At 62.8% G+C, this 13,686-nt stretch carries 10 protein-coding genes; 6 read left to right on the top strand and 4 right to left on the bottom strand.

Annotation, left to right across the window (positions count from 1 at the left end):
- Positions 1 to 326 precede the first annotated feature (326 nt).
- On the top strand, positions 327 to 1,073 hold the full coding sequence (locus tag CH283_RS09435) for an SDR family NAD(P)-dependent oxidoreductase (protein WP_176460527.1): 747 nt from the start codon (positions 327 to 329) through the stop codon (positions 1,071 to 1,073).
- A gap of 113 nt (positions 1,074 to 1,186) precedes the next feature.
- Here CH283_RS09435 and CH283_RS09430 read toward each other — a convergent pair whose 3' ends face one another.
- The 4 genes from CH283_RS09430 to CH283_RS09415 are packed head-to-tail and all read right to left on the bottom strand — an operon-like array spanning position 1,187 to position 5,940.
- Positions 1,187 to 2,014 (bottom strand): alpha/beta fold hydrolase, encoded by an 828-nt coding sequence (locus tag CH283_RS09430; protein ID WP_094642331.1) that lies wholly within the window; start codon positions 2,012 to 2,014, stop codon positions 1,187 to 1,189.
- A 45-nt stretch (positions 2,015 to 2,059) separates the two neighbouring features.
- Complete coding sequence (locus tag CH283_RS09425) at positions 2,060 to 3,505, bottom strand: aldehyde dehydrogenase family protein (protein ID WP_094641606.1); 1,446 nt, start codon at positions 3,503 to 3,505, stop codon at positions 2,060 to 2,062.
- 42 nt (positions 3,506 to 3,547) lie between these two features.
- Positions 3,548 to 4,654, bottom strand: a complete 1,107-nt coding sequence (locus tag CH283_RS09420; RefSeq protein WP_094641608.1) for an NAD(P)-dependent alcohol dehydrogenase — start codon at positions 4,652 to 4,654, stop codon at positions 3,548 to 3,550.
- Entirely contained in the window at positions 4,651 to 5,940 is a 1,290-nt protein-coding gene (locus tag CH283_RS09415; RefSeq protein ID WP_255183162.1) for an MFS transporter, read from the bottom strand. The genes CH283_RS09420 and CH283_RS09415 overlap by 4 nt, the downstream gene beginning before the upstream one ends.
- A gap of 261 nt (positions 5,941 to 6,201) precedes the next feature.
- On the opposite strand from CH283_RS09415, the gene CH283_RS09410 reads away from it, so the two are divergent.
- The 5 genes from CH283_RS09410 to CH283_RS09390 all read left to right on the top strand — a co-directional run bounded on the left by CH283_RS09410 (position 6,202) and on the right by CH283_RS09390 (position 13,683).
- Positions 6,202 to 7,014 carry a PaaX family transcriptional regulator gene (locus CH283_RS09410; protein WP_094641612.1) on the top strand — a complete coding sequence of 271 codons (813 nt, stop codon included), beginning with the start codon at positions 6,202 to 6,204 and terminating at the stop codon, positions 7,012 to 7,014.
- Positions 7,015 to 7,119: 105 nt separating this feature from the next.
- Positions 7,120 to 8,817: an FAD-dependent monooxygenase gene (locus CH283_RS09405; RefSeq protein WP_094641614.1), complete on the top strand. Its 1,698-nt coding sequence runs from the start codon at positions 7,120 to 7,122 to the stop codon at positions 8,815 to 8,817.
- Complete coding sequence (locus CH283_RS09400; protein WP_094641616.1) at positions 8,814 to 10,925, top strand: acetate--CoA ligase family protein; 2,112 nt, start codon at positions 8,814 to 8,816, stop codon at positions 10,923 to 10,925. The genes CH283_RS09405 and CH283_RS09400 overlap by 4 nt, the downstream gene beginning before the upstream one ends.
- Positions 10,925 to 12,610: a (2,3-dihydroxybenzoyl)adenylate synthase gene (locus CH283_RS09395; protein WP_094641618.1), complete on the top strand. Its 1,686-nt coding sequence runs from the start codon at positions 10,925 to 10,927 to the stop codon at positions 12,608 to 12,610. Before CH283_RS09400 ends, CH283_RS09395 begins: the two co-directional genes overlap by 1 nt.
- Positions 12,607 to 13,683, top strand: coding sequence for a cupin domain-containing protein (locus CH283_RS09390; protein WP_094641620.1), 1,077 nt, complete (start codon positions 12,607 to 12,609; stop codon positions 13,681 to 13,683). Before CH283_RS09395 ends, CH283_RS09390 begins: the two co-directional genes overlap by 4 nt.
- The last annotated feature ends 3 nt before the right edge of the window (positions 13,684 to 13,686 follow it).

Below are 13,686 nucleotides of genomic sequence, written 5' to 3'. Positions count from 1 at the left end.
CGCCGCGTTCGATGTGCTCATGTGATCCACAGCACTTGCTGCTCAGGCGACTATAGGTACGCGCGGCCATCTCTGACCAATACCAATCAGCTGTACTTTCAGTGCAAAAATTGATGAATCCCGGACGCGGCCGCCACGTCGGCAGCCGACAGCACCCCTGATCCGGATGGGCCCGTTTATCCGTCGCGGATATGAATACGTCGCGATCGAGTATTGGACGTCATCCCATGTGGGGTGGACGCTCGAAGTCAGCGCAACACCGCGCAGCACCGTGTGGTCATCGATGCCCAGATGACGGTGGCGGCCATCGACTTCAGGAGTTCAAAGTGAGTACTACCCGACATGAGGGTGCCTACCTGGTCACAGGTGGGGCTGGTGCCATCGGTACTGCCATTTGTGAGCGGCTGGTGGACATGGGACTCTCCGTTGTGGTCGCAGACGCGAACGAGCAGGCCGCAGAGGACGTTGCAGGTCGTCTGAAGTGCGACTACGTGACGGTCGATCTCCGCGACCGCGCAAGCGTCGACGCCGCCGTCGAGACCGTCGTCCAAGAGCATTCTGCCATCCGCGGTGTCGTCAACTGTGCAGGCGTGACTCGATTGATGGACTTCTTCGAGATCTCGACCGAGGACTGGAACTGGATGATGGATATCAATGCGTTGGGAACGATGCACGTCATGCAGGCCGTAGGTTCTCGCATGCGGGATGCGGGTGCCGGCGGAAGTATCGTCAACGTCGCCTCGATCGCGGGGAAGGGCTACCGGCAAACGTCCAACGCTGCCTATGCCGCAACCAAGGGTGCTGTTCTCGCGCTAACCAAGGTTGCTGCGATTCAGTTGGCACCGTTCGACATTCGAGTCAATGCCGTGTGCCCGGGCCCCACCAACTCGCCGCTGCTCAACGTGCACAATACGCCCGAAGCGCAGGGACGAATCGCAGAAATGGTCGAGCACGTACCGCTGCGCCGCTTCAGCGAACCATCCGATATCGCTGCCGCCGTTGCGTACCTGCTCATGGCGAATGCAGTCACCGGGCAGTCCATGAACGTCGACGGCGGCTTGGTCTTCGATTGATGCGCTGACGTCGGGCCACTTGGGTCGTCAGAGGACCCCGGATCGACATCGCCGCCCCGGCACTCCTGGAAGGGAGTGTCGGGGCGGCGATGTCGAAGGCCTCGTTACGAGTCTCAGCGGTCGAGGAACGTGGTGATCGCCGAGGCAACCTGACCCGGATCGACGAGGTTCGCGAAGTGGGCTTGTCCCGTCAAAACGTGTTTCGATACGTTGCGGAGCCTGGATTCCAAGTAGGCCGAAGCACCGACGAGATGTTTGGGGCTTTGTTCGCCCACGAGAAGCAGTGTCCTGTTTGTCGATTCGCCGTATTCCGGCATCACCGACACACATGCGTCGATCTGTTCCAACTCGCGAGTCCAGGTGGGTGCCAACTCGAGGAACTGCCCCCACAACGGTGTTGCGGCAATGGCTTCCGTCTCGGCTGCAGGTGCGCGAATGAAATGCTCCATGGCGATACGCATCGCCCCATCGTTGTCGGACGCTGCGATCGCTGCCGCATACGGGGCGAGATGCTGCCCCGCGACCGGCCCGTCCACCGGTAGTGGCGGCTCGTACAACACCAGGGAGGCCACCTGCGAACCTCGTCGAACGGCTTCGAGGGTGCAGATCGCACCGTAGGAGTGACCGACCAGGGTCGGTACGCCTCCGGTCGACTCGGCCGCCAGGGCGAGGACAGCTGCGATGTCGGCGGCCTCCGTCTCGAGCGTGTATTGCGGTGCGTCGCCGCTAAGACCTCGTCCTCGGCGATCGAGAACAAAGACCCGGTGGTCGGCAGCGAGATGTGAGGCTACCTGCAGCCACGACTCCGCTGTCGAGATACTGCCGTGCACAATCACGACAGGCGAACCGGAACCGAGGCAATGTACCCCCAGCGAGGTTCCATCGGCCGACGTGACCGTCTCGGTGGTGATGTCGTCTACGGGTGAATCAGGCTGTGCCATGAACACACTCCCATCATCGAGGTCGAAACAGGATACGGGTGGCGGTCACTTGAGCAGCCGAATCGAGTGCTCGTCGACGTACTCGCGCATTCCGGCTTCACCGAATTCACGGCCGATTCCGCTCTGCTTCACCCCGCCGAACGGCATTCGCAGATCGAGTGACTCGAAGGCGTGAGTGTTGATGAACGTGCTGCCGGCTTCGATTCGACGCGCAATGGCAAGACCGCGATCGGGATCGGTGGTCCATACCGAGGAGCCGAGCCCGTACTCGGAGTCGTTCGCCCACTCGACGACCTGGTTCTCGTCGTCGTACGCGATCAACGGGATGACCGGTCCGAACTGCTCGCAGCTGCTGACCGGTGCGGAATGTTCCACGTCGCGGACTACGTGGGGAAGAATGTAGTAACCGTCGGATGCGGAATCGAGCTTACGTCCGAGCTGCACGATCTTCGCGGACGAGTTCTTCGTCTCTTCGATGAGTGCGTTCACCGAGTCGTACTGAGTCTTGTTGTTCATCGGCCCGAAGCTGGCACTTTCGTCGAGGCCGTGGCCGACCGAGTACTGGTCCACACGCTCGCAGAAGGCGTCGGCAAATGTGCCGTACAGGGCGCGTGGAACGTAGATTCGCTTGACGGCGAAGCAGATCTGGCCCGAGCGAGTGAATACACCCTTGAGCATCCGGTCCAGAGCTGCATCGATGTCGACATCGTCGAGCACAATGGCCGGGTCGTTGCCGCCGAGTTCGAGGGTCAGGTTCTTGATGGTCCCCGCAGCTGCCGCCATCACCCGGCCTGCAGTTGCCGTACCCCCGGTGAAGCCGATCTTGCGAACGAGTGGATGGGAGGTGAGAGCCTGTCCCACATCGGCATTGCCGTGAACGACGTTGATGACGCCGGCGGGGAGGGTTTGGGCCATGCGATGCAACGCCACGGTCAGTGCGGCCGGCGCGAAAGGCGACGGCTTGATGACGATCGTGTTCCCTGTGGCCAACGCGGGAGCGAGCTTCATCATGGTCAGCACCACGGGCATGTTCCACGGAACGACGGCCCCGACGACGCCGCGGGGCACCCGCTCGACACTGATGAAGCTTTCGTCGTCGTCGAACTGGACGGGATCGAAGAATCCGTCGACCAGGCTGGCAGTATGTTGCATGACGCCGGTGCCGAGGCCGAAGTCGGTCTGCGCTTCCCACAGCATTCCTCCGTGCTCACGCACGAGCTGCGCTGCGAGATCGGAACCGCTGCCCGCCAACGCATCTGCAGCAGCGAGCATCAGGCGTGCGCGTTCCGCCGGGTCGACGTTGCGCCAGGACAGATACGCGCGGTGCGCTGCCTTCACTGCGCGATCCACATCGTCGGGTGTGCCGACGGCGACGCGGGCGGCTACGTCACTCAGCCTGCCTGGATCCACGACGTCGTCGTATCGATCGGAGTCGGTCAACTCGTTGTCGATGAGATGGCCGACAGTGAGCAGGTCGTTCATGGTGGTCATGTGCGTTTCTCCTGGTTGTTGTGCGACGTGGGGGTGACGTGATCAAAAGACGACAACGGGTTTGACGGTCGATCCGTTCTCGGAATCTGCGAACGCGGTATTGATGTCCTCGAGCGTGTAGTTCTTGATGAGCTTGTCGAAGGGGAAGCGTCCCTGCTCCCAGAGAAGAACCAGCCGCGGAATGAACTGCTGAGGCACCGAGCTCCCTTGAATGATGGTCTTGAACGTCCATCCCTTGACCAGTGACGCGCCGATCTCGAAAGTGACGTCCGTGCCCGGTGCTGCCGCACCGACCAGCGCCACAGTTCCTCCGATGCCCAGGGACGCGGCCGCCTGCTGAAGCACTGAGGGAACCGCTGTGGTGTCCAGCGCATAGTCGAGCCCCTTGCCTCCGGTGATCTTGTCCAGTTCAGCGAGCACATCCTCGCTCTTGCCGTTGATGGTGTGAGTGGCTCCGATGGTCTTGGCCAGTTCGAGTCGCGAGTCGTGCAGGTCGATGGCCACCACCGTGGTGCAGCCTGCGATCTGGGCGGCCATGATGGCGGCAGATCCGACGGCACCGGTGCCGAATACTGCGATCGAAGTGCCGGGTGCCGGCCGCAGGTCGTTGAGTATCGCGCCCGCGCCGGTCTGCAAGCCGCAGCCGAGAGGGGCGATGATCTCGAGCGGTGCCTTCTTGTCCACCTTGATCACGCTGGTCTCCACCACGTTGGCGTAAGTGGAAAATGCGGACTGCCCGAAGAAGTGCGAGGAAATGGCTTCCTCGCCGGCAGACAGTGAGGTGGAGCCGTCGCGGCGCGCACCTCCGAAATCTTCGGCGAACAAGTTCTCGCAGTATGCAACTCGTCCCGATCGGCACTGCACACACTTGCCGCAGTAGGCAGCGGAGAGGACGACGTGATCGCCGACCTCGACGGTGGTGATATCGGAGCCGATCGCTTCGACGACGCCTGCACCCTCGTGTCCGAGGACGGCGGGCAGGGGCGTCGGGTAGATGCCGTCCCGGACGATGGCGTCAGTGTGGCACACGCCGGACGCGACGATGCGGACCCGCACCTCGTTGGCTCGGAGGTCGTCGAGTTCGAGCTTCTCGATGGTGAGAGGATCGCCGGTGGCGCGGGCTACAGCGGCGGTAACGGTGGTGCTCACGAGTGTGCTTCTTTCGATTCGGTGTCCACCCGCACAGCGGGCGACACGGTGGTGGCGGTGGAACGGTCGGCGTGCTGCCGGTTGGCGGAGTGTCGATCACTGACGAATAGAACAGCGAGGCAACCGATTCCGGCGAATGCTGCGAACGAGTAGAAGTTCCAGTCGACGCCCAGTGCCGAGGATGCGATCCATCCTCCGAGAATCGGCCCGAATATCGCACCCACTCGTCCGAGCCCCAGGGACAATCCGAGGGCGGACGTTCGATCTCTGTCACCGAAATATGTTGCAACGTAACCGTTGACGAGTATCTGCGTTCCCACTGTGCCGAGCCCTGCGATGGCGACCACGATCATGGCGGCATAGAGCGGCAACCCGAGACTCAAGGAAAGAATGGCGAGGACGGCGAGCAGGAAGGAGGTTACGGTCACCGGCTTGCTGCCGAATCGATCTGCGATTCGGGACGCGATCAGAGCCCCGGCTATCGCACCGAGATTGAGTACGAGAAGAAATGTCAGAGAACTGCCGAGCGAGTAACCGGCCTGACGCATGATGTTGGGTAGCCAGGTATTGACGCCGTATACGAGCAGCAAACCGCAGAAGGATGCCACGACGAGCAACGCCAACGGAACTCTGCGTGCCCCGGTGAACAACGAGGACATCGTGCCGCGGGTCTCGGATGTAGTGGCCGGGGCGGCAGTGATGCCGAATTTCTCGGCGAGAGCCTGGGCTTCGTCGTTCCTGCCCTTGCCGACAAGGAATGCGGCCGATTCAGGAAGGTAGCGCCACGTCAGCGGGACGATGGTGACGAGCGGAAGCAGTCCGAGCGCGTACATGACGCGGAAACTGTTCTCGGGAAGCAATGCCAGGGCAGACAGCGCGGCCAGCACGCCGCCCACCGAGTAACCGCTGTACATCAGAGCATTGTTGAACTGGCGACGTGCAGGGGGCGAATACTCGATGGTCAGGGCGATGACCGTCGGAACGACACCGCCGAGTCCCAGACCGCCGAGGAAGCGGAGGAGACCGAAGATCTCCGGGTTGGGGGCCAGTGCGGTCAGGCCCATGAGAACCGAGAAGGAGATCAACGAGGTCAGAATGATCGCGCGTGCTCCGACTCTGGGTGCGAGCCAGCCGGACAGCAGAGCGCCGAGAAGCATCCCCATCAGCGCGTAGCTACCGATGGTGCCGACCTGGCCCGGTGTCAGCTCCCATTGCTGGTACGCGAGAAGAGAGGGGACAGTGGTTCCGTAGACGACGAGGTCGTAGCCGTCGAAGACGATGATCACGAAGCAGAGAGCTACGACGGTCGAGCTGGAACGGCGGGTGCCCGACGGGCTTGGCCCATTCGTGGCCAGGGGATTCACCTGATTCCTCCGATGATAGGTGTTGGAACACCGGCCGATGCGATCTCGCGCAGCTTCGGATTGCATCGAATGTGCGAGTCGGCTATGTGAGTACAGTCACTATGTGACAGAATGGTCATGAAAGTCAAGAGGAATGACACATTTAAGTCGATCGGTGATCGACGCAGGTGGGAGGAGAGGTCGATGCGACCACGTGCTCTGGTGTTCGACCTGTACGGGGAGTACTTCCGTTACACCGGGGGAGCGGCCAAGTTGGGCACTCTGACGGAGCTGATGGAGGTGTTCGGTATCGAATCGGCGACGGTGCGCGTCGTGATGGCGCGGTTGCGCAAAGAGGGGTGGTTCGACTCGACCAAGAGTGGTCGAGAGGTCTCCTACCTGCTCAACGAAAAGAGTTGGCGACTTCTCGACGACGGTCGGGCTCGTATCTTCGAGCGGCACTTCGACGATTGGGACCGTACTTGGACGCAGGCCCTGGTCGATGAGGAGGGGCTGGGGCGAGAGCAGCGCAAGCGCATCGAGACGGCCCTGAACTGGTACGGGTTCGGCGAATACGGTTCTGCGGCATGGTTCTCGCCGCATGACAGGGAGAAGCAGTTGCGCGAGATGCTCAGCGGGGAAGACGAATTGCGGATCCAATTCCTGCGGAGTCAGACATCCGGGCTGACGAACGATCGCTCCATAGCCGATCGTTGCTGGGACCTCGCCGAACTCGGGAGTGAGTATCAGGCATTCATCGAGGAGTTCCAGCCGCGATTGGCGGGCTTCCGTCGTGGTCTCGAAGGCCGGCAGGCGCTGGTCGAACGAATGAAACTGATTCAGAACTACCGTCGTTACCCGTTCCGTGATCCCGACCTGCCCGACACTTTGTTGCCGCCGGGTTGGCGTGGTCGTGCTGCGCACGAGGTGTTCACCGAATGTCACGACGAACTGCGGACGAGTGCCGAGGCGTTCGTGCTCCAAGCCTCAGGGGATGCGTCGCCGCCAAGGCCCTAGACGGTCTATATGTAACAAAAAGATTGACTTTGAGTAGTTTTATGACACACAATAAATTGGTCGCCCGAGATCCGGGCCCTCACTCCACGCTAGGGGCCGACATCGATGTCCATCCCAGAACAACACCGAACTGCCACTTCGACGCCGCTGCGAATTGCGTGTATCGGAGGCGGTCCAGGTGGTCTCTTCACAGCAATCGCATTGGCGCACAGCGCACCTGACGCCACCGTTGAGGTGTACGAACGAAACCACGAGAGCGACGTGTTCGGTTTCGGTGTCGTGTTCTCCGATGCCACTCTCGACAACATCGATCGAGTCGACCCCGTCCTCCGGGACACCCTCGCCGATCACGGCCGCCATTGGGACAGCATCGAAGTCCACGCCAAAGGTGAGGTCACCGCTGCTGGGGGCAACGGCATGTCCGCCGTGCATCGTCGGGTGTTGCTCGGTGCACTTCGGCACCGTGCTCTCGAATTGGGCGCGAAACTGCACTACTCGACCACTGCATCCGTGCAGTCACTCGACGAGGACGGCGGGTACGACCTGATCGTCGCAGCCGACGGCACCAACTCCGCTTCTCGAGACTCGTTCGCGGCGGATCTGGACCATTCGGTCGAGGAAGCGACCGTGAAATTCATCTGGTTCGGCACGACATTCCAATTCGACGGACTCACCTTCCTGCACAAGCAGTCCGAGCATGGAAATTTCGCCGTACACGCTTACCCGATCGGATCCGATCTGAGTACGTTCATCGTCGAGACGGACGAAGACACATGGCGAAAAGCGGGTCTGGACGGTTTCGACATGTCGTCCCCTCCCGGCGAGTCGGATGCCATCTCGCAGCGCTACCTCGAAGACCTGTTCGCCGATCGCATCGACGGTGCGAAACTGGTAGCGAACAACTCGCGGTGGGCGAACTTCAAAACGCGGCGCACCGGACGCTGGCACAGTCGCACCGAACGAGGAACGCCGGTGGTGTTCCTCGGCGACGCCATGCACACCGCCCACTTCTCGGTCGGGTCAGGGACGAAGATGGCCATGGAGGATGCAGCCGTCCTCGCGCAGACCGTAGCCGAACACGCGTCCGATCTCGATGCGGCTCTGTCGGAGTTCGAGCAGATTCGGCGCCCCCAGGTGGCCAAGGTCCAGAATTCGTCGGTTCCCAGCCTCGCGTGGTGGGACCACTTCGGGGAGTACTACCGCGAACTGGAACCGTGGCAGTTCGGGTTCCATTTCTTCACGCGGTCCATCTCCGCCGAGAAGATACGAGTTCGAGACCCGCAGTTCGTCGAGGTTGCCGAACGCGCGTGGCACGAGCAGCACGGTGCTGCCCCGCTCGAGACTCCTCTCAAAGTCGGGGCGGTCGCGCTCGACTCGCGGCTGTTGTCCGTCACCGCTGCCACGGCAGACTCGGTGACCCTGACCGATGGCACGTCGATTCTCGTTGCGAACCAGTCTGCGCACGAGGCCGAGCCGCTGTTCTCTGCACCCGATTCCGACCGCACCGCTCTGGACGACGCTTCTGTGTCACGCCTCGATGACGTGTGTGAAACGGGGCCGGCGGCGGTGATCATCAGAGGGGGAACGGAACTGTCGCGGGTACTCGCCTCGGAGTACGTACGGCTGCGACACCACGTTGCGGCAATTGTGATCGAGCAGGAATCGTCCGTTCGCTCCCGCCGCGCGGTCGACCGAAGAGATTGTGCAGCAACGCTGGTCCTGTCCGGGCGCGCTGACGCGGTCGCTTTCGGCGAGCTGGACGAACCCGAGAGCGGCGCTGCACCGTCGAGGTCGGAATCATGACAACGACACACGTTCCGCCGTCTGTCCCGGGCGTGGAAAATGCTACCGATTCCCTCTCCGCGCTGTTCAGTCCAACGTCGATTGCGGTGTTCGGTGCCTCGAGTGCACCCGAAAAGCTCGGCTCGGTGATGCTCGCTGCCATCGACAAGGGAAGCCGCGGCGCTGTCACCACGTACGGAATCAATCCACGCGGTTCCGCCGAGGGATTCAGCACGTCGATCGCGAACGCAGTTCGATCCCATGGCACAGCAATCGATCTGGCGGTTCTGTGCATCCCTGCTGCCGCGACGCCCGCAGCGCTGCAGGAAGCGGCCGACGCCGGGGTACGGGCAGCATTGATCTGTTCCGGCGGCTTCGCCGAGGCCGGCGACGACGGCATCGAGCTGCAACGCCGCCTCCACGACATCACGTCCGAAACCGGCATTCGATTGCTCGGTCCCAACACATCCGGTTTCTTCCGCCCCGGTCATTCCACGGTCAGCTTCGTCCCGACTGTCGAGCACATCGCCGCGGGTACGGTCGCCGTCGTCGCAGCGAGCGGGGGCATGAACCACGCGCTGTCGTTCCTGTTGTCCGAGAACGGCGTCGGCGTCGGCCTCGGTGTCGGTCTCGGAAACAGCGTCGACGTCACGAATGTCGACGTGCTGCGCTACCTCCAGCACGACGATGCGATCACGGCAATCGCACTGCACGTCGAGTCCGTCGACGACGGCCGCGCGCTGTTGTCGGCGGTCGCAGACGTGAGTGCAGTGAAGCCGGTGGTGGCCATCGTGGTGGGTCGAAGTGATGTCTCCGCGTTCTCGGAGTCTCACACGGGTGCGCTCGCCACGTCGTGGCGGACCACGCGCGCACTGCTCACCGAAGCGGGTGCCGTGGTCGTCGAGCACGAACACCACCTGGTGGATGCCCTCGCCGTACTCGGCCGTACGCGCCTACCCGCGTCCGCATCTCCGGGAATAGGCCTCGTCACCGCACAAGCCGGTCCCGGATTGATGGTTCTCGATGCGCTGCTGGCCGGCGGGGTACGTGTTCCGACGCTGTCCGACACCACGCAGCGTCGGTTGTCCGACCTGCTGCCGCCGATGACCTACCAGGCAAACCCCGTCGACACCGGCAGGCCCGCGGCCACCTTCGCGGATGTCCTCCAGGCCACGGCGGACGACTCGGAAGTCGACGCGCTGGCCGTGTACGCCCTTGCCGAACCCGACGCGATCGACCTCGCAGGCGCTGTCGGAACGTCCGCGGTGCACGAGCAGTTGCCCGTCGTACTCGGTATCGGCGGACCGAGAGAAGCAGTGCGCGCAGCGACCGTATCGGCCGCTGTCCTCGACCTGCCGGTGCTCTCGAGCCCCACATCGTTGGCCAACGGGGTGCGAGCTCTCGTCGACGACGCCAAACTCCGACACGGTCGAGCGCACACGGAGGATTTTCGTCCACCGGCCGGGCCACCCATCACGCTTCCTCTCGATGAGTCTGCGGGTAAGGACCTGTTGGACGCGTTGGGTATTCGGACACCCGACCGGCGGGTAGCGAAGACCAGAGCAGATGCGCACAGTGCATTCGCCGAACTGGAACATCCCGTTGCAGTCAAGATCCTCGACGCGTCGGTTCTGCACAAGACCGAAATCGGCGGAGTCCACCTGTTCGTTCGCACGACAGAGGAACTGGACACCGCGTTGGACGCCCTCGATTCGATCGGGGCACCGGCGTACCTGCTCGAGACCATGGCCGGCTCCGGCGTCGATCTCTTCCTCGGTGTGCGGAGAGACGCAGTGTTCGGACCGATCGTCGTGGCAGGTTTGGGTGGAACCGCAGCAGAGGCGATCGGCGACGTGGCCATCCGCAGTGGTGAGCTCACGCTGTCCGCTGCGACGACGATGCTCGACGATCTCCACACGGCCGCTCTCCTGCACGGATGGCGCGGCGGACCGAGCCTGGACAGAAACGAGTTCGGCCGCGCAGCAGTCGCGTTGGCGGCCTACGTCTCGAATCACGACGAGATCGGCGATCTCGAAATCAATCCGTTGCGACTGACCTCGGACGGTCTGATCGCGCTCGACGCCGTCGTCGTCGGGGCCGGACACACTGCTACAGAAGGAGATCGGTGATGAGTACCCGGACCCCCGTCTCGATCGACGGTGTCGTGCCGTGGCCTGCCGACGATGCTCGCCGTTATCGCGAAGCCGGGTACTGGAGCGGTCGATCGTTGGGCTCGCACATCGCGGAGCAGGTCGACCTGCATCCAGACGCCGAGGCGCTGGTCGACGGCTCGATCAGGTTGACGTACCGCCAACTGTGGGACCGGTCGGCGTCGATGGGGCAAGCGCTTCTGAATCTCGATGTCGAACCTGGCGACAGAATTGTTCTGCAGCTTCCCAATTCGTGGGAATTTGTTGCTCTCACCCTGGGGTGCTTCCGCATCGGTGCCGTACCGGTGATGGCGCTGCCTGCTCACCGACGACACGAGCTGACGCACCTGGCGGCTCTCTCGGACGCCGTGGCCATCGTGGTCGCAGACACCGACAAGGACACCGACCTGAGGTCCACCGCGCAAGAGGTTGCGGCCGAGGTTCCGTCCGTGCGGGCGGTGTTGGTCCACGGTGACCTGAGCTCCGGGGAAAATACGTCGACTCCCGAGTTCAGCCTGGCGGACGCCTCGACGACGATTCCCTCGTTTTCCGATGCCGACTACGACCCCGCGGGCGAGGATGTTGCGTGCTTCCTGCTGTCCGGTGGGACGACCGGGCTTCCCAAACTGATCGTTCGTACGCACGACGACTACGCCTACAACATCATCCGCTGTAACGCGATCTCCGAAATCACCTCGGACACCGTGTACCTCGGTGCACTACCGAGCAGTCACAATTTCCCGTTGGCCTGTCCAGGAATTCTGGGCACCCTGTTCGCGGGTGGACGCACGGTGATGCTTCCGTCGGCGAGACCGGACAGGGCATTGCTCGCAATCGACAGCGAGTCGGTGACCGTGGCAACCGTCGTACCCGCCGTTGCCCAGTCCTGGATCGAGTACCAGCGTGAGCATGGCACGTTGACCGGATCCAGCTTGAAGGTTCTCCAGGTCGGTGGTTCCCGGATGCCCGACGAATTGGCGGCGCGAGTGGAACCGGTCCTGGGCGCACGTCTTCAGCAGGTCTTCGGGATGGCCGAGGGCCTGATCAACATGACCCGATTGAACGACGACCTCGAGGTCATCACCAATACCCAGGGGCGGCCGGTCAGCGAGGCCGACGAGATCGCCGTTGTCGACGAGCTCGGAGAGCCGGTCGACGACGGAACTCCCGGAGCGCTACTGACCCGCGGTCCGTACACCCCACGCGGCTATTTCCGGGCGCCCGAACACAACTCTCGCGCTTTCACTGCGGACGGGTGGTACGCCAGTGGCGACATCGTTATCCGCCGACCCGACGGGAACCTCGTCGTGGCAGGTCGCGACAAGGACATGATCAATCGGGGTGGCGAAAAGATCTCGGCCGAGGAAGTGGAGAACTTCGCCTACCAGGTCGACGGCATCGAGATGGCTGCGGCCGTGGCAATGCCGGATCCAGTCCTGGGCGAGCGCCTGTGCCTGTACGTCTCCGTTGCCGCGGGTGCCCACGTGACTCTGGACGACGTTCTCGCGGTGATGAATTCCGCGGGTGTCGCTCGGTTCAAACTCCCCGAGCGGTTGGTGATCGTGGATGCGATACCCACCACGAAAGTAGGCAAGTTGGACAAGAAGGCCATGCGTGAGGACATCCGCACACGACTCGACGCAGATCAGGAAGGCAACCTATGACCGACACCGAAGTGCACCCCGAGGACCCAGCACTCGAGCAGCTCTACCGTGACTTCGAGTCCGAGAATCTCATGCCGCTGTGGACCCAGCTCGGCGACCTGATGCCGATGTCACCGAAATCCAAAGCTGTTCCCTTCGTGTGGAAGTGGTCGACGCTGTACCCGCTGGCGCAGCGCGCAGGCGATCTCGTTGCCGTCGGTCGAGGTGGCGAGCGCCGTGCCATCGCGCTGGCCAACCCCGGTCTGGCGGGGGTCCCGTACATCACTCCCACGCTGTGGGCAGCGATCCAGTATCTCGGCCCCAAAGAGGTCGCACCGGAACACCGCCACGCGCAGAACGCGTTCCGCTTCGTCGTCGAGGGTGAAGGGGTGTGGACGGTGGTCAACGGCGACCCCGTCGCCATGCGGCGCGGCGACTTCCTGCTCACTCCGGGTTGGAACTTCCATGGGCACCACAACGAGACCGATCAGCCCATGGCCTGGATCGACGGACTCGACATTCCGTTCGTTCATTACACCGACACCGGCTTCTTCGAGTTCGGGTCCGAGAACGTCACCGACGATTCGACACCGGACATCTCTCGGTCCGAGCGTCTGTGGGCTCATCCGGGCCTGCGCCCGCTCGTCGGGCTCGACAGCAAATCCAGTTCGCCGATCAGCGCGTATCGGTGGGAGCACACCGATGCTGCGTTGAAGGCACAGTTGGACCTGGAGGACGAGGGGTTCGCGGCGACCACCGAACCGGGGCATGCCGCAGTTCGATACACCAATCCCACCAATGGCGGCGACGTCATGCCGACGATCCGAGCCGAGTTCCACCGACTTCGTCAGGGTGCGCACACCCGACCCCGACGTGATGTCGGCTCCACGGTGTATCAGGTGTTCGAGGGGAGTGGACGGTTCGTTCTCGCCGGCGAACAGCGTTCGGTGTCGAAGGGCGACATGATCGTCGTCCCGTCATGGACGGAATGGTCCATCGAAGCCGACACACAGTTCGACCTCTTCGCGTTCTCGGATGCACCGATCGTCGAGAAGCTGCACTTTGCCCGCACCGTATTTTCCGAAGGAGCTTGACCT

Origin of the sequence: Rhodococcus sp. 05-2254-2 (genome assembly GCF_002259095.1) — a bacterium.
Taxonomy (GTDB): Bacteria; Actinomycetota; Actinomycetes; order Mycobacteriales; family Mycobacteriaceae; genus Rhodococcoides.
The sequence above is the reverse complement of the archived record's forward strand: the minus strand, read 5'-3'. Positions and strand labels throughout refer to the sequence as shown.